Origin of the sequence: Paraburkholderia phymatum (assembly GCF_040965635.1) — a bacterium.
In the GTDB taxonomy this organism is placed as follows: Bacteria; Pseudomonadota; Gammaproteobacteria; order Burkholderiales; family Burkholderiaceae; genus Paraburkholderia; species Paraburkholderia phymatum_B.
This window is the reverse complement of the sequence record NZ_JBFRCH010000014.1, coordinates 81,867-104,826: the sequence shown is the minus strand read 5'-3', so window position 1 is coordinate 104,826 and position 22,960 is coordinate 81,867. Positions and strand designations below refer to the sequence as shown.

Annotated in this window: 24 protein-coding genes; 19 read left to right on the top strand and 5 right to left on the bottom strand. The window is 65.2% G+C overall.

The genetic code is table 11. The features are described from left to right. Positions 1–49 precede the first annotated feature (49 nt). The 3 genes from pncA to AB4Y32_RS23060 all read left to right on the top strand — a co-directional run bounded on the left by pncA (position 50) and on the right by AB4Y32_RS23060 (position 3,386). Complete coding sequence (gene pncA / locus AB4Y32_RS23070; protein WP_368723566.1) at positions 50–676, top strand: bifunctional nicotinamidase/pyrazinamidase; 627 nt, start codon at positions 50–52, stop codon at positions 674–676. A 55-nt stretch (positions 677–731) separates the two neighbouring features. Next, positions 732–1,910 carry an acetyl-CoA C-acyltransferase gene (locus AB4Y32_RS23065; protein ID WP_368723565.1) on the top strand — a complete coding sequence of 393 codons (1,179 nt, stop codon included), beginning with the start codon at positions 732–734 and terminating at the stop codon, positions 1,908–1,910. A 669-nt stretch (positions 1,911–2,579) separates the two neighbouring features. Continuing rightward, positions 2,580–3,386 carry an SH3 domain-containing protein gene (locus tag AB4Y32_RS23060; protein ID WP_368723564.1) on the top strand — a complete coding sequence of 269 codons (807 nt, stop codon included), beginning with the start codon at positions 2,580–2,582 and terminating at the stop codon, positions 3,384–3,386. 86 nt (positions 3,387–3,472) lie between these two features. Here AB4Y32_RS23060 and AB4Y32_RS23055 read toward each other — a convergent pair whose 3' ends face one another. Further along, positions 3,473–3,910: an LEA type 2 family protein gene (locus tag AB4Y32_RS23055; protein WP_439899827.1), complete on the bottom strand. Its 438-nt coding sequence runs from the start codon at positions 3,908–3,910 to the stop codon at positions 3,473–3,475. Between the two features lie 346 nt (positions 3,911–4,256). On the opposite strand from AB4Y32_RS23055, the gene AB4Y32_RS23050 reads away from it, so the two are divergent. Next, a complete protein-coding gene (locus tag AB4Y32_RS23050) occupies positions 4,257–4,880 on the top strand; it encodes a trimeric intracellular cation channel family protein (RefSeq protein WP_368723562.1) in 624 nt (207 codons plus the stop codon). Positions 4,881–5,050: 170 nt separating this feature from the next. Here the strand turns inward: AB4Y32_RS23050 and AB4Y32_RS23045 are convergent, their stop codons facing one another. Then, positions 5,051–5,344: a GYD domain-containing protein gene (locus tag AB4Y32_RS23045; protein ID WP_368723561.1), complete on the bottom strand. Its 294-nt coding sequence runs from the start codon at positions 5,342–5,344 to the stop codon at positions 5,051–5,053. A gap of 440 nt (positions 5,345–5,784) precedes the next feature. On the opposite strand from AB4Y32_RS23045, the gene AB4Y32_RS23040 reads away from it, so the two are divergent. The 5 genes from AB4Y32_RS23040 (at position 5,785) to AB4Y32_RS23020 (ending at position 9,605) form a co-directional block, all read left to right on the top strand. Next, on the top strand, positions 5,785–6,084 hold the full coding sequence (locus AB4Y32_RS23040; RefSeq protein ID WP_368723560.1) for a Dabb family protein: 300 nt from the start codon (positions 5,785–5,787) through the stop codon (positions 6,082–6,084). Positions 6,085–6,114: 30 nt separating this feature from the next. Beyond that, complete coding sequence (locus AB4Y32_RS23035; protein ID WP_368723616.1) at positions 6,115–6,561, top strand: PaaI family thioesterase; 447 nt, start codon at positions 6,115–6,117, stop codon at positions 6,559–6,561. A 54-nt stretch (positions 6,562–6,615) separates the two neighbouring features. Next, the gene (locus AB4Y32_RS23030; protein WP_368723559.1) at positions 6,616–7,614 is read left to right on the top strand and encodes an NADP-dependent oxidoreductase; all 999 of its coding nucleotides are present in this window, start codon (positions 6,616–6,618) and stop codon (positions 7,612–7,614) included. A gap of 70 nt (positions 7,615–7,684) precedes the next feature. After that, the gene (locus tag AB4Y32_RS23025; RefSeq protein ID WP_368723558.1) at positions 7,685–8,554 is read left to right on the top strand and encodes an SDR family oxidoreductase; all 870 of its coding nucleotides are present in this window, start codon (positions 7,685–7,687) and stop codon (positions 8,552–8,554) included. Between the two features lie 91 nt (positions 8,555–8,645). Beyond that, a complete protein-coding gene (locus AB4Y32_RS23020) occupies positions 8,646–9,605 on the top strand; it encodes an alpha/beta hydrolase (RefSeq protein WP_368723557.1) in 960 nt (319 codons plus the stop codon). A 28-nt stretch (positions 9,606–9,633) separates the two neighbouring features. On the opposite strand, the gene AB4Y32_RS23015 is transcribed toward AB4Y32_RS23020, so the two are convergent. Together AB4Y32_RS23015 and ygfZ are read right to left on the bottom strand one after the other, a co-directional pair. After that, positions 9,634–10,458, bottom strand: a complete 825-nt coding sequence (locus AB4Y32_RS23015; RefSeq protein ID WP_368723556.1) for an NRDE family protein — start codon at positions 10,456–10,458, stop codon at positions 9,634–9,636. Between the two features lie 100 nt (positions 10,459–10,558). Beyond that, positions 10,559–11,605, bottom strand: a complete 1,047-nt coding sequence (gene ygfZ, locus AB4Y32_RS23010; protein ID WP_368723555.1) for a CAF17-like 4Fe-4S cluster assembly/insertion protein YgfZ — start codon at positions 11,603–11,605, stop codon at positions 10,559–10,561. Between the two features lie 78 nt (positions 11,606–11,683). Between ygfZ and mltG the strand changes: the two genes are divergently transcribed. From mltG to AB4Y32_RS22960, 10 genes are all read left to right on the top strand, one after another. Continuing rightward, positions 11,684–12,694, top strand: a complete 1,011-nt coding sequence (gene mltG, locus AB4Y32_RS23005) for an endolytic transglycosylase MltG (protein ID WP_368723554.1) — start codon at positions 11,684–11,686, stop codon at positions 12,692–12,694. Further along, the gene (gene tmk / locus AB4Y32_RS23000) at positions 12,694–13,314 is read left to right on the top strand and encodes a dTMP kinase (protein WP_368723615.1); all 621 of its coding nucleotides are present in this window, start codon (positions 12,694–12,696) and stop codon (positions 13,312–13,314) included. Before mltG ends, tmk begins: the two co-directional genes overlap by 1 nt. Before the next feature lie 92 nt (positions 13,315–13,406). Further along, positions 13,407–14,456 (top strand): DNA polymerase III subunit delta', encoded by a 1,050-nt coding sequence (locus tag AB4Y32_RS22995; RefSeq protein ID WP_368723553.1) that lies wholly within the window; start codon positions 13,407–13,409, stop codon positions 14,454–14,456. Positions 14,457–14,526: 70 nt separating this feature from the next. Continuing rightward, positions 14,527–15,033, top strand: a complete 507-nt coding sequence (locus tag AB4Y32_RS22990; protein WP_368723614.1) for an N-acetyltransferase family protein — start codon at positions 14,527–14,529, stop codon at positions 15,031–15,033. A gap of 43 nt (positions 15,034–15,076) precedes the next feature. Further along, positions 15,077–15,868, top strand: coding sequence for a TatD family hydrolase (locus AB4Y32_RS22985; RefSeq protein WP_368723552.1), 792 nt, complete (start codon positions 15,077–15,079; stop codon positions 15,866–15,868). Positions 15,869–15,919: 51 nt separating this feature from the next. Further along, positions 15,920–16,693, top strand: a complete 774-nt coding sequence (locus AB4Y32_RS22980; protein ID WP_439899824.1) for an ankyrin repeat domain-containing protein — start codon at positions 15,920–15,922, stop codon at positions 16,691–16,693. 112 nt (positions 16,694–16,805) lie between these two features. Further along, positions 16,806–17,162: a Rap1a/Tai family immunity protein gene (locus AB4Y32_RS22975; RefSeq protein WP_368723550.1), complete on the top strand. Its 357-nt coding sequence runs from the start codon at positions 16,806–16,808 to the stop codon at positions 17,160–17,162. Between the two features lie 363 nt (positions 17,163–17,525). After that, positions 17,526–18,959 (top strand): alpha,alpha-trehalose-phosphate synthase (UDP-forming), encoded by a 1,434-nt coding sequence (gene otsA, locus AB4Y32_RS22970; protein ID WP_368723549.1) that lies wholly within the window; start codon positions 17,526–17,528, stop codon positions 18,957–18,959. Between the two features lie 76 nt (positions 18,960–19,035). Beyond that, positions 19,036–20,199, top strand: coding sequence for an AAA family ATPase (locus tag AB4Y32_RS22965; RefSeq protein WP_368723548.1), 1,164 nt, complete (start codon positions 19,036–19,038; stop codon positions 20,197–20,199). 419 nt (positions 20,200–20,618) lie between these two features. After that, positions 20,619–21,692, top strand: coding sequence for a glycosyltransferase family 4 protein (locus tag AB4Y32_RS22960; protein ID WP_368723547.1), 1,074 nt, complete (start codon positions 20,619–20,621; stop codon positions 21,690–21,692). Positions 21,693–21,949: 257 nt separating this feature from the next. Here AB4Y32_RS22960 and AB4Y32_RS22955 read toward each other — a convergent pair whose 3' ends face one another. Further along, positions 21,950–22,537, bottom strand: coding sequence for a BPSL1445 family SYLF domain-containing lipoprotein (locus AB4Y32_RS22955; protein WP_087735716.1), 588 nt, complete (start codon positions 22,535–22,537; stop codon positions 21,950–21,952). Positions 22,538–22,960 lie beyond the last annotated feature (423 nt).

Genomic DNA, 22,960 nt, shown 5'->3' with positions numbered 1-22,960 from the left:
AACGTTGTCGAAGCGATTGCGTAGAAGGAACAGCGCGGAAGGAACAGTGATGAAAAGTGCGAACGAAGTTCTGCTCGTCGTCGACGTGCAGAACGACTTCATGCCGGGTGGCGCGCTCGCGGTCGCGCGCGGCGACGAAATCGTGCCGCTCGTGAACCGGCTCGCGCGCCGTTTCAGCCACGTCGTGCTGACGCAGGACTGGCATCCGCCGTCGCATGTTTCGTTCGCGGCAAACCAGGCGGGACGCCAGCCGTTCGAGACGATCACGCTGCCGTACGGCGAGCAGGTGCTGTGGCCGACGCATTGCGTGCAGGGCACACCGGGCGCCGCGCTGCACGCGGACCTCGACATTCCGCATGCGCGCGCGGTGATCCGCAAGGGCCATCACGCGGACGTCGACAGCTACTCGGCGTTTCTCGAAGCGGACGGCAAGACGCCGACGGGGCTTGCGGGCTATCTGCGCGACACGGGCGTGACGCGCGTGTGGTGCTGCGGGCTAGCGACCGACTATTGCGTCGCGTGGTCCGCGCTCGATGCGCGCGCGGCGGGCTTCGAGGCCGCCGTCATCGAAGACGCGACCCGCGCGATCGATCTGAACGGTTCGCTGGACAACGCGTGGCGCGACATGCGCGCGGCGGGTGTCGAGCGCTTGCAATCGGCCGACGTGCTCGCCTGAGTTGTCCCGCGCGCAAAGCGAACCTCACACACTCTTTGGAAAGTTGGAGACGTAGATGACTGATGCCGTAATCGTATCGACTGCCCGCACGGGTCTTGCCAAATCGTGGCGCGGCGCGTTCAACATGACGCATGGCGCGACGCTCGGCGGACACGTGACGAAGGTCGCCGTCGAACGCGCGAAGATCGACCCGGCGCGCGTCGAGGACGTGATCATGGGCTGCGCGAACCCCGAGGGCGCGACGGGCTCGAATATCGCGCGGCAGATCGCGTTGCGCGCCGGCCTGCCCGTGACGGTGGCCGGCATGACGGTGAACCGCTTCTGCTCGTCGGGGCTTCAGACGATCGCATTGGCCGCGCAGCGCGTGATGGTCGGCGAGGGCGATGTGTTCGTCGCGGGCGGCGTCGAGTCGATCTCGTGCGTGCAGAACGAAATGAATCTGCACATGCTGCGTGAAGGCTGGCTGATGGAGCACAAGCCGGAGATCTACTGGCCGATGCTGCAGACGGCCGAAACCGTCGCGAAACGCTATTCGATTTCGAAGGAGCGTCAGGACGAATACGGCGTGCAGTCGCAACAGCGCGCGGCGGCGGCGCAGGAAGCAGGACGCTTCAATGACGAGATCGTGCCGATGACGGTGCTCGCGGGCGTCGCCGACAAGGCGAGCGGGCGCATGTTCACGAAGGAAGTGACGATCGCTGCCGACGAAGGCATCCGCGCGGATACGACGCTCGAAGGCGTGTCGAAGATCCGCACGGCGGTGCCGGGCGGCGTGATCACGGCGGGCAACGCGAGCCAGTTTTCGGACGGCGCGTCGGCGTGCGTGGTGATGAACGCGAAGGTCGCGGAGCGCGAAGGCCTGCAGCCGCTGGGCATCTTCCGGGGCTTTGCCGTCGCGGGCTGCGAGCCGGACGAAATGGGCATCGGCCCTGTATTCGCCGTGCCGAAGCTGCTGAAGCAGGCGGGACTCAAGGTCGACGACATCGGCCTGTGGGAGCTGAACGAAGCGTTCGCCGTGCAGGTGCTGTATTGCCGCGACAAGCTCGGTATTCCGAACGAACGCCTGAACGTCAACGGCGGCGCGATTGCCGTCGGACATCCGTACGGCGTGTCGGGCGCGCGCCTGACGGGCCATGCGCTGATCGAAGGCAAGCGGCGCGGCGCGAAATTCGTCGTGGTGACGATGTGCATCGGCGGCGGCCAGGGCGCGGCGGGATTGTTCGAAATCGCCTGATCGCGTTCGAATCGGCTGATGGAAAGCCTGCGTGCGAAAGCACGCGGGCTTTTTTGTTGCGCGCGTTTCTGCTTGTCGATGGCGCCGCGATTCGTCCAACGTTCGTCCAGTGAGTGACGATGAACACGACGACGACGCAGCAGGGCAGGCACAGGATTCGCTCGCCATCGTCGACCCGCTTGCGGCTTGAAGTGATCCATGATGCGCACGCGGCGCCGATGGCTTTGGCCGTAGTCGATGACGGGAGCGAGGTTCACCGCAACAACCTGGTATGGGAACAGAGTAAGGCGCTGACGCTCCAACTAGGGAGTACAGGTTTGCATCGGACCCGAGTAAGCGCTAAAGCGCTAACCCGGGTCGACAGCGTTGCATGGGACCCGAGCAGGCGCTAAAGCGCCAACCCGGGTCAACTGCGTTGCATGGGACCCGAGCAGGCGCTAAAGCGCCAACCCGGGTCAACTGCGTTGCATGGGACCCGAGCAGGCGCTAAAGCGCCAACCCGGATCGACAGCTTTGCATCGGACCCGAGTAAGCGCTAAAGCGCCAACCCGGGTCGACAGCGTTGCATGGGACCCGAGTAAGCGCTAAAGCGCTAACCCGGGTCGACAGCGTTGCATGGGACCCGAGTAAGCGCTAAAGCGCTAACTCGGGTCGACACAGGAGGGAATCATGCGAATGCGTGTTGCTTGCGTCGCCGTAGTGGAGACGGCGGCGCTGTCGGTCGCATCGGGTGCCGCGTCGGCGCAATCGCAGGCTTACACGAACGAAGCCGTCTATCTGTACGCGGGACCGGCGCAGGACTATCCCGTCGTCGCGCAGTTGCCATCGGGGCAACCTGTGACCGTCTACGGCTGCGTCAGCGGCTATACGTGGTGCGATGTCGAGATCGCGGACGCACGCGGCTGGGTCTACGGCGGTTATCTGACGTATCCATATCAGGGCAGCAGCGTCCCCGTCATGAACTACGGCGAAGTCATCGGTCTGCCCCTCATCACCTTCTCGCTGGGGACGTACTGGGGCCATTACTATCGCGAGCGCCCATGGTATCCGGATCGCTCGCGCTGGGAGCATCATCCGCCGCCTCCACACCGGCCGCCGCCCCCGCCACAAGGCGCGAACCGGCCGCCACCACCGAATCAGCCGCCACCGCCCGAGCAAGGTCCGCAACCGCTTGGTGCCGAACATGGGCATCGGGCGGGGCCGCCGCAAGGTGGCGCCCCGCCGCCGATGCAGGGCGGTAGGCCGCAACCGGGGCAGCCTCCGGTGCAGGGCGGTGGGCCTCGGCCGCAGCAGCCGTCGATGCAGGGCGGAGGTCCGGCGGCACCACCGCCCGTTCAGGGTGGTGGGCATCCGTCGGGCCCGCCGCCCGGCCAGGCGGTGGCGCGCCCGACCGGGCCGCCGCCGGGGCAAGGGGAACACAATCTGCCGCAGCCGAGAGGCGCAATACCGGGAGCCCCGTCCACGACGAACCACTGAGTGTCTCGCGGCGACGAGGCGCACTCATCGGCCGCAAGTCGCAGCGCGTTCACGCCGTGTCACCCACGGCGAACCCGCTGTCAACGCTACAGGCCGCTCATGTTGCCCATCGGCAGCGACAGCGTGCCCTGATCGATGAAGCGCGTGCCGCCCGTGATGCCGCCCGCGAGGCGTCCACGCAGAACGTAGGGCAGGTTGCCTGTCTGCGCGCTGTCGGCGAAGGCGAACGCCTGACGCACGGCTGCGAACGCGGGCACCGTCAACGGCACGCTGATCACTGCTTCGCCGAAACGCGGCACGGTGCCCGCCTCATCGCTGACGCCGCTCGCGAAGGGCTTGCCGTTGAGATCGAGTTCGACGGAAACGCCGTCGTATTCGATGGGTGTGTCGTTCGGGTTCTGCACGCGCAATTTCAGATTGAAGCGCATTTCCATGCCCTGGCCCGCGAGCGGCTCGATGCCGGCGACGTTCACGCGCAACGGATCGTGGCCGAACATGCCCGCGCAGCCGGCCACCGACAGCATCGCGACGACGAAGAACAACACGCGAAAGGAGCGCCAGACGCGTTGAATGGCCATGGTCATGCACCTCATCAAGAAGCACGCGAAACGGCGTGCATCTGATGAATTCTAGCGGGGCGCACGGCGGACGGCGCGCCCGTGCGAGCGTAACGACGAATGAAGCGGCGAGCGGCACAACGCCCGCGGCGCTCCCGCTTTTCCGATTGCCGTTGCGATGAGACAATCGCGCCGCCCGTCGCGCGCCGTATCCGGCGCCGACCTGTCTCGCACCGAAGGCGGCGCACATGAACGACGCCGTGACCGCGCGTTTTGCCCTGACGCCGGGCTCATCTCGATTGCAACGATCCGCATGAAACCAAGAATGGAAACCATCGTCCTCGCCGCCGATCTCGCCGGCACGTTCATCTTCGCGATCGAGGGCGCGGTGGCGGCGATGCACAGCGGCCTCGATCTGCTCGGCGTGATGGTGATCGCGTTCGTCGCGTCGCTCGGCGGCGGCGTGACGCGCGATCTGCTGATCGGCGCGAGCCCGCCGAATGCGATTCGCGACTGGCGCTATCCGGCGCTGACCTTCGTCGCCGGCCTGCTCACGTTCGTCTTTCATTCCGACGCCGAAGGCTTTCCCGCGTTCTGGCTCATGGTGCTCGACGCGGCGGGGCTGGCGCTGTTCGCGGTCGCGGGCGTCGAGAAGGCGATGCTGTTCGGAATACGGCCGTTCATCGCGGCGCTGATGGGCGCGGTGACGGGCGTCGGCGGCGGCGTCATCCGGGATGTGCTGCTCGCGCGCATCCCGTCCGTGCTGGTCGCCGATATCTACGCGACGGCGGCGTTCTTCGGCGCGGTTGTCGTGCTGATCGGGCGTCGCCTGGGGCTGTCTCCCGCGATGGCGGGCGTGATGGGCGGCGGTGCGTGCTTCGTGCTGCGCGTGGTCGCGGCCACACATGGATGGCATCTGCCGCGCGCGAGGATATGAACGCAGTCTGCCGACCGACGCGAATCGCAGGCGTCGATCGTGGACGTCAATCGCAGTCCACAATCGCAGTCTTCAATCGTAGAGGTCTGGCATCGGCGTGATCAGTGGCGCAGCGCCTGCGCATCGGTCGATGCCCTCACGCGCTGCGCCTTCGCGCTATCTCGACGCGCCTACTTCAATCCGCCGACGATTCGTTCCATCTCGTCCTCGCCGAACGCGCGCATCGTCGCCGTGCGGACGTTGCCCAGCGCAGCGAGCGCGAGGCCGAGGCGGGTCGTGGTTTCGTCGTCGGGCGAATCGAACGAGATCACCAGGTCGTACGCGCCCAGCGTCCAGTTCACGGTCCCGATCGTTACGCCCATCGCCTTGCTGGTTTCGCGGAATGCGCGCGCCCGGTTGACCGTGTCTTTCGCGGTGCGCACGCCCTGATCGGTCCAGTTGGCGAGCATGATGTAAGTGGCCATGTTGTCCTCGTGACGGGAAAGTGGAGCTGCCGCGCGCGTGCCGCGATGGCGTTCGAAACGAATGGACGAACGCAGCACGGCGCGCGGGCCGTTTTCTATGCGTGCATAAAGACGCAAAGAGGAAGGTATACAAGGCGGCCGCAGCGCGAGAAGATGGGCGCTCAGGAGAGGGAAGGCCGCGGGTCGTTGATGCCCGGCTTCGCGTTGCGCGCTGTTTTCGACTGTTGTGCGACTGCGTCGTGACTGCCTTGCGGATGCCGCGCACGGCCGGGCTGACTGCCTGAAAAGTATAGGTGACGCGGCACGTCCGAAAGAGCCAATTACAAGCGCCGATGTGCTTTTGTCCTATGCCGTGCAACCTGATCCATGCATGCGCACAGCGCGGGTATCATCTGACGACGCGATTTTCATGCAACGCAGTCAACACCAAAGGTGAACCTTTGATTCGTCATATCGTGATGTGGAAGCTCAAGGCGGCAGAGGGCACGACGCGCGAACAGAACGCGCTGCAGCTGAAGCAAAAACTCGAGGCGTGCCGCGATGCCGTGCCGGGCATGGTGCGTCTCGAAGTGGGCATCGCGACGCCTGGCCTCGCTTCGACCTGTGACGTCGTGCTCGTCTGCGACTTCACCGACAAGGCGGCCCTCGACGCGTATCAGGTCCATCCCGCGCACCAGCTCGTGAAGACCTTTCTTGCGCCCATCCGCGAATCGCGCGAGGCCGTCGACTACGAAATCTGAATACCGATGACCCATCAACCCAATCACCTGATGATCGAGAGTCCGTTCATCGATCATCTCGGCGCGCAGCTCGTGTCGGCCGCGGACGGCGCGAGCGAAGTCTTGCTGATGTTGCGCCCCGAGCATCTGAACACATGGGCCGTCGCGCACGGCGGCATCACGATGACGCTCGCCGATTGCGCGCTGGCGATGGCTGCGCGCAGTCTCGCCGCTGATGGCATCGGCGTCGTGACCGTCGAAATGAAAGTTAACTTCATGCAGCCCGGAAGCGGCGAGTTGCGCGCGACAGCCCGCGTGCTGCACCGCTCGACCACGATGGCCTATTGCGAAGGCGAGATTCGCGACAGTGAAGGCCACTTCGTCGCGAAGGCGCTCGGCACGTTCAAGTACATGCGGCGGCTCGCCATCGGCCGCGAGGTCAGGCAGCAGCGGCTGCGCAGCGATCCGTCCGCGAGACCCGGGCCCAGCGACGGCTGAACGCGTGGCCCAGCGCTTTCATCGATGACCGAACAATCCACGGAGACAACCGTCATGGCCGAAGTCAATCGTCAGATCCTCCTCGTGTCGCGTCCGCAGGGCGCGGCATCCGCGGACAATTTCAAGCTCGTCGAAACGCCGCTCGCGTCGCTCGTCGACGGCGAGGTGCGCGTGCGCAATCACTATCTGTCGCTCGATCCGTACATGCGCGGCCGCATGAACGACGCGAAGTCGTACGCGGCGCCGCAGCCGTTGAACGAAGTGATGATCGGCGGCACAGCGGGCGAAGTGGTCGAGTCGAAGAACGCGGCGTTCAAAGCCGGCGACAAGGTGGTCGGCATGTTCGGCTGGCAGGAGTTCGGCACGTCGGACGGCAAAGGCTTGCAGAAAGTCGATGACACGCACGTGCAGCTCTCGGCGTATCTCGGGCCCGTCGGCATGCCGGGCGCGACGGGCTGGTACGGCCTCAACAGGATCATCGCGCCGCAGGTGGGCGAGACGGTCGTCGTCAGCGCGGCGAGCGGGGCCGTCGGCAGCGTGGTCGGGCAACTGGCGAAGCTCGCGGGCGCGCGCGCCGTCGGCATTGCGGGCGGCGCGGAGAAATGCCGCTACGTGGTCGAGACGCTCGGCTTCGATGCGTGCGTCGACTACAAGGCGGGCGACCTCTACCAGGACCTGAAGGCGGCGACGCCAAACGGCGTGGATGGCTGCTTCGAGAACGTCGGCGGCGACGGGCTCGACGCGACGCTCGCGCGGATGAACGCGTTCGGCCGCATCGCTGTGTGTGGCTATATCGCCGGTTATGACGGCGTGCCCGTGCCGCTCAAGCACCCGTCGTTGATCCTCACGCAGCGTCTGCTCGTGCAGGGTTTCATCATCACCGAGCACATGGACGTGTGGCCTGTTGCGCTGAAGGAGCTGGGCACGCTCGTCGCGCAAAAGAAGCTGCACTATCGCGAGTCGATTGCGCACGGCCTGGAGAATGCGCCCGAAGCGTTTCTCGGCATGCTGAAGGGGCGCAACTTCGGCAAGCAGCTCGTCAAGCTGATCTGAGCGCGCGGGCGTCGTCGGGTACGTACTACGCGCAATCGCACCAATAAAATCATCTACCAAGGGAGTCTGCATGTTCCAGTTCGACGGCAAGGTCGCCGTGATCACGGGCGCGGCGAGCGGCCTTGGCCGCGCGTTCGCGGAAAAAGGCGCATCGCTCGGCATGAAGCTCGTGCTCGCGGACGTCGATGCGGGCGCGCTCGCGCAAACAGTCGACGCGCTGCGCGCGTCGGGTGCCGAAGTCATCGGCGTGCCCACGGACGTCTCCGATGGCGCGCAGGTACAGGCGCTGGCGGATGCCGCGCTCGCGGCGTTCGGCAAGGTTCATCTGCTCTTCAACAACGCGGGCGTCGGCGCGGGCGGCTTCTTGTGGGAAAGCTCGGCGAACGACTGGGCCTGGGTGTTCGGCGTCAACGTGATGGGCGTCGCGCATGGCGTGCGCGTGTTCACGCCGATCATGCTCGCGCAGAACGAGCCCGCGCATATCGTCAATACGGCGTCGGTGGCGGGCTTGCTGTCGCCGCCGTCGATGGGCATCTACAACGCGTCGAAGCACGCGGTGGTGTCGCTGACGGAGACGCTGTATCACGACCTGCTGAACGCGGGCGGCGAAGTCGGTTGCTCGCTGCTGTGTCCCGCGTTCGTGCCGACGGGCATCGCGGACGCCGAGCGCACGCGTCCCGAATCGTTGCGCAGCAGCGCGCAACCGACGCGCTCGCAACAGGCCGCCGACAAGCAGCTACAACGCGCCGTGCGTTCCGGCAAGCTGAGCGCGGCGGATGTCGCGAGCCTGACATTCGATGCGATCGCCGGGCGGCGCTTCTATATCCTCACGCATCCCGCCATTCTCGCGACCGTGCGGCTGCGCCACGAGGATATCGAGCAGCAGCGCAATCCGACCGATCCGCTGTCGCTGAAGCCCGAGGTCAAGGAAGCCCGTTAGCATCGCGCGTGACGTGAGCGCTTCGTGGCATCGCGTGGCATCATACGGCGCTCACTCAACCGACGGGCGCTCATGCGCCGCCGACCGAACCATGCCGTTGAACCCAAAGATCGAGCAGGTGCTCGACATGATCGCGCGCGCGAAGCGCCCCGCGTATCACGATCTGACCGCGCAGGAAGCGCGCGTGTCGTATGAAAAGAGCGCGCCGATACTCGAAGTGCCCGCCGCGCCGATGTTTTCCGTCGAAGACATCGACGTGCCCATGCGCGACGGCGTGCCGATCCGCGTGCGTCTGTATCATCCCGCCGAGCCGCAGTGGGCGAACCCCGCGCCCGCGCTCGTCTACTATCACGGCGGCGGCTTCACGGTCGGCAGCGTGAACACGCACGATGCGATCTGCCGGATGTTCGCGCGCGACGCGCAGTGCGTCGTGATGTCGGTCGATTACCGGCTCGCGCCCGAGCACAAGTTTCCGACGGCCGTCGACGATGCGTTCGACGCGCTCAAGTGGCTGCATCAGAACGCGGCGCTCTACGGCATCGACGCGCGCCGCATCGCCGTCGGCGGCGATAGCGCGGGTGGCACGCTCGCCACCGTCTGCGCCGTGCTCGCGCGCGACGCGGATTTCGAGCTCGCGCTGCAACTGCTGATCTATCCGGGCACGACGGGCCATCAGCAGACCGAGTCGCACGAACGCCTCTCGGACGGCTATCTGCTGTCCGGTGACACGATTCAATGGTTCTTCGAGCAATACCTGCGCAACGACGACGACCGTCACGACTGGCGTTTCGCGCCGCTCGATGGCACGCGCGGCGCGCCGGATTTTCATCGCGTGGCGCCCGCATGGATCGCGACGGCCGAATACGATCCGTTGAGCGACGAAGGCGAGGCGTATGCGCACAAGCTGCGCGAGGCAGGCAATGCCGTTGCATTCAAGTGCTACGCCGGCATGATCCACGAGTTCTTCAAGATGGGCGGCTACGTGCCCGACGTCGCGCGCGCGCATGCGGACGCCGCGGCGGCATTGCGCGCCGCGTTCGGCGTCGAATAGCGAGCGTGCTCTGTGGCGCGGCTTTGCGCTACGAAATGTCGAACGTGAAGCAGCGCTCGTAATCGCCGGGGCGCACGACGCGGTGCGAACCGCTGTCGTCGCTGCGCTCGAGCGCCGATACGCTGAGGCTCCCGTCCTGAGCCAGCACGCGCAACGCCGTCGTGCCCCGCGTGCCGTAGTCGGGCGTATCGATGAAGGCCGCCGACAGCGAGCGTTCGCGCTCGAGTGAAATGCCCGTCGCCGGCAGTTCGTCGTCGCGCGCGACGCGCGGATCGCGCATCAGGCCGACCAGCGTCGCGAGCGGCGCGCGTGCGTCGCCGGCGAGAACCTGCGCGAGTTCGGCGCGCTTGTGCACGAGCTTCGGCCACGGCGTGTCCAGCACCGCGTTCGAGATGCCGTGCGTGCCGGGCGCGAGCAGCGTCGGCGCGGCAGGCGAGCGGTTGCAGTACCAGGCGAGCTCGCGCCGCTTCCAGTCGCCCACCAGCAGATTGAAGCCGTTATACATGTCGCCGTCTTGCGCGACTTGCAGCAGATAGTCGAGCGGCGGCGTGCCGCGTTCGATGCCGTGGCCGTTCGACAGCCAGTTGCTGACCAGCGTGCCGCGCGTCGGCGCGTCGGCGCGCATCTCGCTCGGCGCGCGATAGTTGGTGAGCGCGGCGAAGCGTCCGTCGCGCGTCATCCCGAGCCACGTGCCGCCGCCGACGAGATCGCGACCCGCCAGCAGGTTGGGCGCATCGTCCCACCAGTGCATTGGCTCGGCTGTGCGCCTCAGGAATTCGTCGCGATTCGCGGCGAGCGTGAACAGTGGACCGTCGGACGCATCGGGGCGCCAGTCGAACACGATCAGACACATCGAAGAGGGTCTACGTAACGAGAGTGCGTGAATACGGCGGGGAGACGCCGCGCGCGAACAAAGAGGCGCGGCGCGCCGGGCATGCAGGCGTTGTTGTCGCTCAGATTTCCGCCGGCAGCGCGTAAGGCAACGGGAGGAAAGCAAGCGCCGGACCGTCCGCCGAGCCCAGATGCACGGTGCCGTTTTCGAGCGCGGCGAGCTTGATCTCAACGAGCGCATCGACGCCGCCACCGGGCGCCGCCGCCGTATTGACGAGCATGCCGCACGGCTGGCCCGGATCGTCCGAATGAAACAGCTCGGCGCCCGGCACGACGCTTTCCGTTTCGCCCGCGACGTTCGCGAGCGCCATGCGCCGCTTGATCGTGCCGCGATACTGGCTGCGCGCGACCACTTCCTGGCCCGGATAGCAGCCCTTGCGGAAATTGACGCCGCCGAGCACGTCGAAGTTGACCATCTGCGGAACGAACTGCTCGGTCACGCGCTGCGTGATGCGCGGCTCGCCCGCGCGGATGTCGAGCCAGTCCCACACGGCAGGCGACACGCGCGCGAGTTTCGCTTCGAGCGCGGGCAGGCGCGCTTCGACTTCGGCAATCGGGCCGACCCACACGTAGCGCAGGCGTTCCGCCGCATCCGGCACGCGCACGAGCGAGCCCGACGGGCCGTCTACCTTCACGTGCACGCCATCGGGAATCGCGTCGAACACACCGGAGAGCGCGGCGCGCACGTCACCGGCAAGGCCGATCGCGAGCGTGTCGTCCGTCGCGTCGGACAGCTTCGCTTTCGCGCGCAGCACGAACATCGACAGACGCTTTTGCACGGCGGCCTGCACGTCTTTCGACACCAGCATCCGGATCGTCTCGCCGCTGCACCACATCAGGAACGACGCCAGCAGGCGGCCTTTCGCCGAGCAATAGCCGGCAAGGCGCGCGGTGGCCGCGTCGAGATGCTGTGTGTCGTTGGTGAGCTGCGAATGCAGGAATGACGCCGCGTCGTCGCCCTTCGTGTCGATCACGCCGAACTGCGGCAGCGGCATGAAGGCGCCGCGCGAAAGCACGGCGTCGAACTCGTCGCGCGCGGGTCGCGGGAACGCGGGAAGCGAAACTGAAGCGGGGACAGAGGTGCCGGTGGCTGCGAGCGGTGCGTTCATGGATTCGGAGAACAGTCAAATCTGACTTTGGCGAGGGCAAGCAAGTATTATATTGGCTTCACTCCAGCCATGTTTCGCATGACCTTTTTGAAGAAATGTCTCATCGCCTGCGTCGTGCTCGCGATGCTGACCGTCGCCGCGGCCTTCGGCGCGTACCACTGGGCCACCACACCCGTCCAACTCGCCACCCCGCAACTCGACGTCACGATCAAGCCGCACAGCAGCTTGCGCAGCGTCACGGCGCAGCTCAACCGGGGCGGCGTGCCCGTCGAGCCCGAGCTTTTCGTCATCATGACGCGCGTGCTCGGCTTGCAGACGGCGCTCAAATCGGGCAACTACGAATTCAAGCAGGGCATCACGCCGTACGACGTGCTGCAAAAGATCGCGCGCGGCGACGTCAACGAGTATGTCGCGACGATCATCGAAGGATGGACGTTCAGGCACATGCGCAGCGAACTGGATTCGAATCCGGCGCTGAAGCACGACACGGCGACCATGTCCGACGCCGACATCCTGAAAGCGATCGGCGCGCCGGAAACGCCGACGGGCACGGGCGAAGGGCTGTTCTTCCCCGATACCTACCTGTTCGACAAGGACACGAGCGATCTCGACGTCTATCGCCGCGCGTACCGGCTGATGAAGCTGCGCATCGACGAAGCGTGGGCCGGGCGCGCGCCGGGCCTGCCGTACAAGACGCCGTATGAGGCGCTGACGATGGCCTCGATCGTCGAAAAGGAAACGGGCAAGGCCTCCGATCGGGCGATGGTCGCGGGCGTGTTCGCGAACCGTCTGCGCGCGGGCATGCCGCTGCAGACCGACCCGACCGTCATTTACGGAATGGGCGACAGCTACGCGGGCCACCTGCGCAAAAAGGACCTGCAGACGGACACTCCATACAATACCTACACGCGGATGGGACTGCCGCCTTCGCCGATCGCGCTGCCGGGCGTCGCGTCGCTGCAGGCCGCGCTCAATCCCGCGCCGACCAGCGCGCTGTATTTCGTCTCGCGCGGCGACGGCAGCAGCATTTTTTCTGACACGCTCGGCGATCACAACAAGGCCGTCGACAAATACATTCGAGGGCAATGATGGCGCGGGGCAAATTCATCACGTTCGAGGGCATCGACGGCGCAGGCAAGACCACACATTTAGGCTGGTTCCGCGACCGGCTCGAGCAGAAGGTGGCGGCGACGGGCCGTTCCGTCGTCATGACACGCGAGCCGGGCGGCACGAAGCTCGGCGAAACGCTGCGCGACATCCTGCTGCATCAGCCGATGGATCTCGAAACTGAGGCGCTGCTGATGTTCGCGGCGCGCCGCGAGCATCTCGCCCAGGTGATCGAGCCGGCGCTCGCGCGCGGCGACTGGGTGCTGTCCGACCGCTTCACCGATGCGACCTTCGCGTATCAGGGCGGCGGACGCGGCCTGCCGCGCGACAAGCTGGAGACGCTCGAACGCTGGGTGCAGGGCGGTTTCCAGCCGGACCTGACGGTGCTGTTCGACGTGCCGCCCGATACGGCCAGCGAACGCCGCAGCGCGGCGCGCGCACCGGATCGCTTCGAGAGCGAATCGGACGCGTTCTTTACCCGCACGCGCGCCGAATATCTGCGCCGCGCCGAGGAAGCGCCTTATCGATTCGCTATCATCGACTCGACGCGTAGCATCGCCGAAATTCAGAAACAGCTTGAGAAATTGATTATATCGCTTTGATTTTAAAGCATTATAAGATCCGTATGGTCGATCCAATTATTCGGCCGATACATGAGAAAATATCTTCAACCTATTGAATCAAAAGACAAACAATGATTTATCCGTGGCAAACCGACGACTGGAACCGCCTGCAGCAGCTGCGCGCCCACTGGCCGCACGCATTGCTGCTCCATGGGCAGGCCGGGATCGGCAAGCTGCGCTTCGCCCAGCATCTTGCGCAGGGGCTGTTGTGCGAATCGGCGTTGCCGGACGGCGAGCCGTGCGGCAAGTGCGCGGCGTGCAACTGGTTCAGCCAGGGCAATCATCCGGACTACCGGATCGTGCTGCCCGAAGCCCTTGCCTCCGAAGCGGGCTTCGTCAACGCCGCGGGCGATGAAAAAGCGGAGAAGGCCGACAAGGCCGACGCCGACGACGGCGGCAAGAAAACGCGCGCGCCCAGCAAGGAAATCAAGATCGAGCAGGTGCGGGCGCTGCTGGACTTTTGCGGTGTCGGCTCGCATCGCGGCGGCGTGCGCGTCGTCGTGCTGTATCCCGCGGAGGCGCTGAATATCGCCGCTGCCAATGCGCTGCTCAAGACGCTCGAAGAGCCGCCTGCGGGCGTCGTGTTCCTGATGGTGTCAGCGCGCATCGATCGTCTGCTGCCGACCATCATCAGCCGCTGCCGCCAGTGGCCGATGACGACGCCTTCCCCCGAGGCCGCCACGGCCTGGCTCGCGACGCAGGGTGTCGACGATGCGCCGGGCCTGCTCGCAGAAGTGGGCGGCGCGCCGCTCACGGCGCTCGCGCTGGCAAGCGACGAGAACCGGCCGCTGCGCGACTGGACGCTGAAGCAACTGGCGGCCGGTCCGGACTGCGATGCTTTCGCGTGCGGCGAGACGCTGCAGAAGCTGCCTGTGCCGCTCGTGCTCGGCTGGCTGCAACGCTGGATGTACGACCTGCTCGCGCAGTCCACAGCGGGCACGCCGCGCTATTTCCCCGCGGCTGCGTCGGCGCTCGCGCGCTGCGCGTCGCTGGCCGATGCGCACGCATTCGCGCGCTTCATGCGCACGGTCACGAGGCAGCGCGCGGTCGAAAACCATCCGCTCAACGCGAGGCTGGTGTTCGAGGAACTGTTTCTCGGCTATCGCGACCTGTTCGCGTAGGCCCGCGCGGAGCGGCGCGCGCCTGCCGTTTCGCCGCGCTTCCTGTCCTATTTCATTGAACGATATCGACATGACCTTTCAGTACCGCGACGCCACGCTCGACGATCTGCCCGAAATCGTCGCCATCTACAACTCGACCGTGCCGTCGCGGCAGGTCACCGCCGATCTGGAGCCCGTCAGCATCGACAGCCGCCGCGCGTGGTTCGATGCGCATGGCCCTGAGAAGCGTCCGCTGTGGGTGGTTGAAGACGAGGGGCGCATCATCGGATGGCTGAGCTTTTCTGATTTCTACGGCCGTCCCGCCTACCAGCGTACGTCCGAAGTCAGCATCTATCTGCACGAAGCGGCGCGCGGCAAGGGCTTGGGCAAGAAACTGCTTGCGGCCTCGCTGGAGGCGGCCCCGAAACTCGGCATCGATACGGTGCTCGGTTTCGTGTTCGGCCACAATGAGCCAAGCGTGCGGCTTTTCCAATCGTTCGGCTTTACCGCCTGGGGCACGCTGCCGCGCGTTGCGGTGCTGGACGGCGTCGAACGCGATCTGGTCATCCTCGGCAAGCGCCTGGACGGTTCACATTAAGGACCCTTCTGACTCGCCATCGGATTTTTCGCAGGACTTCACCATGTTTGTCGATTCGCATTGCCACATCAATTTCGAGGGACTCGCCGACCGCCTGCCGCAAGTGCTGGAGAACATGCGCTCGCATGCCGTGACGCATGCGCTGTGCGTATCCGTCGATTTCGAAACGCTGCCGTCCGTGCTGGACATTGCGAGCGCGTATGACAACGTGTACGCGTCGGTCGGCGTCCACCCCGATCACGAGGATGCGCGCGAGCCGACCGTCGCCGAGCTGGTCGAGCTGGCGCAGCATCCGAAGGTGGTCGCGATCGGCGAGACGGGGCTCGACTACTACCGGCTCGAAGGCCGCTCGATCGATGACATGGAGTGGCAGCGCGAGCGCTTTCGCGTGCATATCCGCGCCGCGCATCGGACGGGCAAGCCGCTGATCATTCATACGCGCGCATCGTCGGCTGACACGCTGCGGATCATGGCCGAGGAGCGCGCGAGCGAGCCGGGCGGCGTGATGCACTGCTTCACCGAACCGTGGGACGTCGCCGAGCAGGCGCTCGCGCAGAATTTCTACATTTCGCTGTCGGGCATCGTCACGTTCAAGAATGCGACCGACGTGCAGGACGTCGCGCGCCGCGTGCCGCTCGATCGTTTGCTGATCGAAACCGACTCGCCATACCTCGCTCCCGTGCCGTATCGCGGCAAGCCGAATGAACCTGCGTACGTGAGCTATGTCGGACGCTTCATCGCGCAGCAACGCGAGATGCCGGACGAAGCGCTCGCCGCTGCGACGACCGAGAACTTCTTCCGCCTGTTCAAGATTCCGGCGCCGGCAGGTGCTTGAGTTGCGAAGTCCGCAATATCAATGGGATAGGAAATTTTCCTAAAGTAAAGCATGAAAAAATACATGATTGAGGGCCATAACGGCACGTCATTCCGCCCGACCATCGCCCGCGCCGTGGGCCTGCGCCGACGTTTCGCGGCAGTGTCGCTGGCGGCGGGTGTCGCGTTCGCGACGTTCGGCGCGCTGCCGGCGCACGCAGCGCCCACCGACACGATGATCAAGGCCGTCAAGTTCGACGACGTGAAGGAAGTGAAGAAGCAGCTGGCGCACGGCATGGACCCGAACATGGCCGACAATCAGGGCATGCCGCTTCTGGTGATCGCCGCGCGCGAGAAGTCGGACAAGGTGGTCGCCGCGCTGATCGACAATCCGAAAACGGACGTCGAGATTCTCGACAAGGCTGGCGAAAACGCGATGATGATGGCCGCCCTGAACGGCGACATCGATATCGTGAAGCTGCTGATCGCGAAGGACGCCGAGGTCAACAAGAAGGGCTGGGCGCCGCTGCATTACGCGTCCGCGAACGGACACGACGACATCGTCAAGCTGCTGCTCGATCACGACGCATACATCGACGCGGGTTCGCCGAACGGCACGACGCCGCTGATGATGGCCGCGCGCGGCGGTCACGTGTCGACCGTCAAGCTGCTGCTCGACAGTGGCGCGGACCTGAACGTGAAGAACCAGATCGGCCTGACGGCGCTCGATTTCGCGAAGCAGTACAAGGAGCCGGACGTCGTCGAGGGGCTGACGGCGCGCATGCAGCAGACGCAGAAGCAGGTGCCCGCCGGCGCGCCTGCAACGCCGCAAAACAGTGCAAAATAGCCACTTCGGGCGCGCGTCACCACGCGCCCGAGTTGCAGCTACGTCTGTTGGGCGGCAAAGACAGCCGGGTAACGCGTCGACGTTGCCGGGCTCATACGAGGAAGGAAAAAACATGCTGCGGGTTTTGATTTGCGCCAGCGCGCTCGCCGTGCCGTTGACGGCTGCCGCGTTCACGGGGGGCGACCTCAACAAGCTGTGCACGAAGACGGACGTTGCGTCCCGTAGCGCGTGCGCCGCGTACATCGAAGGGGCCGCGGACGGCGTCTTCAACACGATCGATGCCATCGGCGGAACGACGGGCCCGCGCGTCGGCCAGTACTTCTGCCTGCCGCCGGACGCGCGCTCGCAGCAACTGACGGACGCCGTGCGCAGGTACATCGCCGACAATCCGAACGTCGCGGGCTACAACGCGAGCACGGCCGTCTCGCTAGGGCTCGGCAAGGCGTTCCCCTGCAAGTCGGGTAGCTGACGGACGGCGGGCGGCGCGCCCGCTGCGTCCGTTCGTGCCACATTCCGACGCGCGCCGTGCTGCATGCACGGCGCGCGTTTTCGCGCCTGCGAAGCGTGTGCTTCCGTCGCGTTTCGTTCTTCGTCCGCGCTTCATTTGCGAGTGCTTTGCCGCCGCGCTTTCGTTGCTGGCGCGCGCCTCATGCTTCTTTCAGCGTCGTTTCTCGCGCAACTGCGGACCGCGCCGATGCGGGCTTTTTGCCTATGCCTTCCGGCCATTCACAAATGTGCAACTGATCCAGGGCAACCACGGTCGAACCAACACTGAACAGCGCGCGCCGGCCACGACGACCGGCCGCCTCAACGAAAGTGGAGGGACAACGACATGGGCCGACTGATCGTCGTGTCGAATCGCGTGGCAACGCCGACGGAAACCAAGGGCTCCGCGGGCGGGCTGGCCGTGGGCGTATTCGGCGCGCTCAAGGACACGGGCGGCGTGTGGTTCGGATGGAGCGGCGACGTCGTCAGCGAAACGGTCGCCGAAGCCGGCCCGACACTCGAAGTGGACGGCAGCGTGACGTTCGCCACCACAGGGCTCACGCGCAAGGACTATGACCAGTACTATCGCGGCTTTTCGAACGCGACGCTGTGGCCCGTCTTCCACTACCGCAACGACCTCGCGCGCTACGAGCGCGACGAGTACGCGGGCTACCGGCGCGTCAACGCGTGGCTCGCGCACAAGCTGATCAAGCTGCTCCAGCCCGACGACATCATCTGGGTCCACGACTATCACCTGATTCCATTCGCCGAAGCGCTGCGATCCGAAGGCGTGTCGAACCGCATCGGATTCTTCCTGCATATTCCGTTTCCGTCGCCGCAGATTCTGCTTAACATCCCGCCGCACGAAGAACTGGTCAAGTCGTTGTGCTGCTACGACCTGTTGGGCTTTCAGACCCAAAACGACGAGCTTGCGTTTCACGACTATCTGTCCAGGCACGCGCGCGGCGCCGTATCGGACGATGGGCACGTCGAAGCGTTCGGCCGCAAGCTGCGCACGGGTGTGTACCGGATCGGCGTGTTCCCCGATGAGATCGCCGAGCAGGCAAAGCGGTACGAGAGCCGTCAGCATGTGCTCGACCTGAAGCAGAGCCTCGAAGGTCGCAAACTGATCATGAGCGTGGACCGGCTCGACTATTCGAAAGGGCTCGTCGAGCGATTCCGTGCGTTCGAAGCGCTGCTGGAGCGTTCGCCCGAGTGGCGCGGCAATGTCTCGCTCGTCCAGATCGCGCCGCCGACGCGCTCCGACGTGACGACATACCAGGACATTCGTCAGCAACTCGAATATGAAGCAGGGCGTATCAACGGAAAATACTCAGGCCTCGACTACACGCCCATCCGTTATCTGAACCAGCAATACGACCGCTGGAAACTGATGTCGCTGTTCCGCGAATCGCAGGTCGGCTTCGTCACGCCGCTGCATGACGGGATGAATCTCGTCGCAAAAGAGTACGTGGCCGCGCAGAACACAGACGATCCGGGCGTGCTGGTGCTCTCGATGTTCGCGGGCGCGGCGGCGGAATTGAAGGGCGCGCTGATCGTGAATCCACACGATTCGATCGGCATGTGCGAAGCGTTGCAGCAAGCGCTCGCGATGCCGCTCGCTGAGCGCCAGCAGCGCCACGAAATGGACATGGAAGCGTTGCGCAAGAACGATCTCGGCGTGTGGCGCGACTCGTTCCTGCGCGATCTGCGCAATGTGCCGGCGCCCGCTGCGTTTCCCGAGAGCTGGTCGTCGGCGCGGCAGGCGAAGGATACGTGATGCGTCGCCGGCATTTATTCGCTATCCGGATCAATCTCGATTGTTCTGAACGAAACGCCCGCTGTTCGGAGCGCGGATGCTGAGCACGCTTGCGATCGCCAACTATCGGTCGCTTCGCGATCTGATCGTGCCGCTCGGGCGGCTGAACATCGTCACGGGACCCAATGGAAGCGGCAAGTCGAGCGTGTACCGCGCGTTGCGCCTGCTGGCCGCGACCGCACGCGGCGGCGTCATTCCGTCGCTCGCGCGCGAAGGCGGTTTGCAGTCGACGCTCTGGGCCGGTCCCGAGCGCTTTTCGCGTGCGATGCTCGCCGGCGAGACGCCCGTGCAGGGCTCGCGCCGCTCGGAGCCAGTCAATCTCAGACTGGGCTTTGCCGGCGACGAATTCGGCTATGCGATCGACCTCGGCCTGCCCGTTCCCGGCGAGACGCAGTTCGGGCTCGATCCCGTCATCAAGCGCGAGTGCATCTGGAACGGGACTGTGCTGCGTCCGTCGGCGCTGCTGGTAGACCGGCACGGCGCAACGATCCGCGCGCGCGGCGACGACGGCGAATGGCAGACTATTCCGCATTCCGTCGCGAGTTTCGACAGCATGATGACGGAGTTCTCCGACCCGCGAAGCGCGCCGGAGATGATCGCCGTACGTGAACAAATCCGCTCCTGGCGCTTCTACGATCACTTCAGAACGGATGCGGAGTCGCCCGTTCGCCTGCCGCAAATCGGCACGCATACGCCCGTGCTCGGCGACGACGGCGCGGACCTCGCCGCGGCGCTGCAAACAATACGCGAGATCGGCGACGCGAACGCACTCGACACCGCGATCGACGATGCGTTTCCCGGCTCGCGCGTGGAGATCACGAACTTCGAAGGGCGCTTCGAGGTGACGATGCAGCAGCAAGGCCTGCTGCGCGCGTTGAAGGGCGCGGAACTGTCCGACGGCACGCTGCGCTACCTGCTGCTGGTCGCCGCGCTGCTGACGCCGCGTCCGCCCGCGCTGCTCGTGCTCAACGAACCGGAGACGAGCCTGCATCCCGATCTGCTGCCCGCACTGGGGCGTCTGATCGCGCGAGCTTCGCTGCGCTCGCAGGTGATCGTCGTATCGCATGCCGCGCGGCTGATTTCGGCGTTGGAGCGCGAGGAGGGCAGCGAGTCGGTCGTGCTCGACAAGCAGTCGGGCGCGACGCGCATCGTCGATGCGGATTCGCGCGATCTGCCCGCGTGGAAGTGGCTTGCGCGATAACGGTATGCACCGCGAAGGGCCAGACAACGTGCCCGATACGCAAAGAATCGAACGCCGTAATCGAGCGCCGAAATCGAGCGCCGAAATCGAGCACCGTAATCGAGTGTTTCCCGACTGTAACAGCGACATGCAATTGAAATACCCCAGGGTCTTTCGCGAAAGGGTAGGCAATAATCCGTAAATGGAAACGAGTGGTGCCTAGGTGAAGCGGCGAAGCGCGCCTTGTGCTGCCGAAGCAATAGCGCTCCTTAGGGGTTGTCCGGGTTGACCCGGGTTCGACCCGAGCCGGGCGGCGCATCGACGCGCGAGCGTGCATCGAACCGTCGCGCCGCGTTTGATCGGCCGTCGGCCTGCTGGCATACTCGTTCGCCACCGACTCGCCGCGTCGGGCCCGCATCGTTGCCCGCCTGGAGACACACATGAGAATTGCGCAGATCGCCCCTTTGACCGAATCAGTGCCGCCGAAACTTTACGGTGGCACCGAACGGGTCGTGTCGTACATCACCGAGGCGCTCGTCGACCTCGGGCACGACGTGACGCTCTTTGCAAGCGGCGACTCCGTCACGAGCGCGAAGCTCGAAGCGGTGTGGCCGCGCGCGCTGCGGCTCGATCCCGGCATTCGCGACCGCATCGCGCCGCACATGCTGCTGATGGAACTCGTGCGCCGTCAGGCAGAAGATTTCGACGTGCTCCATTTCCACATGGACTACTACTCGTTTTCGGTGTTCAAGCGCCAGGACACGCCGTTCGTCACGACGTTGCACGGACGTCTCGATCTGCCGGAGCAGCAGCCGGTGTTCGATACGTTCAACACGGCACCCGTCATCTCGATCTCGAACGCGCAGCGTCATCCGATGCCGCAGGCCAAATGGCTTTCCACCGTCTATCACGGGCTGCCCGAAAAGCTCTACGTGCCGCAGCCCGTCGAGCAGAAATATCTCGCGTTTCTCGGGCGCATTTCGCCTGAAAAACGCGTCGATACGGCCATCCGCATCGCGGGCCGCTGCGGGCTGCCGATCCGCATCGCCGCCAAGGTGGATGCCGCCGACCGCGAGTACTTCGAACGCGACATCAAGCCGCTGCTCGATCTGCCGTATGTCGAATACATCGGCGAGATCGCCGACGATCAGAAGGCCGAATTCCTGTCGGGCGCGCATGCGCTGCTGTTTCCGATCGACTGGCCCGAGCCGTTCGGGCTCGTCATGATCGAGGCGATGGCGTGCGGCACGCCCGTCATCGCGTTCAATCGCGGCGCGGTGCCCGAAGTCGTCGACGACGGCATATCGGGCTTCATCGTCGAGGATGAAATCGGCGCGGTGGCCGCGATCAATCGTCTGCACAAGCTGCCGCGCGCGCTGGTGCGCAAGCACTTCGAAGAACGCTTCACGTCGCACCGGATGGCGCGGCAGTACATCGAGGCGTATCAATCCGTGATCCGCGCGCAGAAGCGCTCGCGCTTCAAGGTGATCGACGCGTCGTCGAGCACTACCTGACGCGTCCCCGCACAGTCCGCGTCAGAGGGCGCAAAGGGCGCGGATAGGAATCGCGCATAAAGAAAGGGCGATGCAGTGCGTAGCTGCATTGCCCTTTGTCATATACGCCGTCGACGGTCGGCGACACCGCACGGTTGATCGACAGCCTGCCGGAACACCGCCTGCCTGGCGGACTTGCGTCCGCGTCCCGTCGCCATGCGCGAGAGCGGCCCGGCCCCGATGCACGGAGGAAAGCGGGCCGCGCCAGCGTCACGTCGTCAGATCTTCAGCCGCGATACCTTCGTGCCGTTCAGCGAGACGTCGGCCATCAGGCCGGCATTCGTGAGCACGAACGCCTGGACGGGAGCGGTGGCCGTCGTCGTGTCGACCGCGCCGTTCGCGCCGACCTTGACGAGCGCGACCGACGCATCCGCGCCCGCCGACCAGCCGTCGGAATTGCGGAATTTGTCGAGTGCGTCCTGCGTCATGAAGAGGAAGATGATCGCCTTCGACTGCGCGCCCGCCGTCAGGCCGAACGAGCCGGAGATCGTGCTGTAGTACCCGACGGAATGGCCGCCGACCCGCAGCGCGCCTTCACCGTACTGCCCGCCGACCACGAAGCCGACCTGCAGCACGGACGGGAACACGAGGACGCCACGCGCCTTCGAGACCAGTTCGCGCGACCCGCTGACCGAGGTGTACAGGCGCGACATCGTGCCGTCGACACTGGCGTCGATCGACTGGCGTTTGGACATGTCGGTAGCGGCCGATTCCCCGCTGCTCTTGGTGGTGGTGCAGCCGGCCAGTGCAAGGCTTCCGAAAGCGAGCGCGGCGGTACTCTTCAGAATGAAGTTTCGTCTTTGCATCGTTTTTCTCCATCGTGGTTCCGGGGATGCAGCCTCAGTTCACGCGGGTTGCCTGTTTAGTTATATCACACGCACAAGAAAGCAAAGGATCTTGCGAACACCGCGCAAACCCTTGTGCGACGGGCGCTCCGGGGATCGTCAGCGAATCGTTGGGTAATTCTGGCCGGTCGGTGGACATGGGCCGCACCCGTGTCCCGGCAGCGTCGAACGATCACGCGATGTCATACGATTGGCTCGCTTTGCCGCGCAGTCCGCGTCATCGCATGACACGGAAAGCAGGTCGCATTTACCGGTTTTTGCACTGCGAAAAAATCAGTCGAAAGGCAATGGAAAGTGTTGCGGGAATGCCGCATCCGCCTCTGTCGCGACGCGATCCACATGCGCGCCGCATCGCCGTAACACCGGTTTTGTCATCAATGGCGG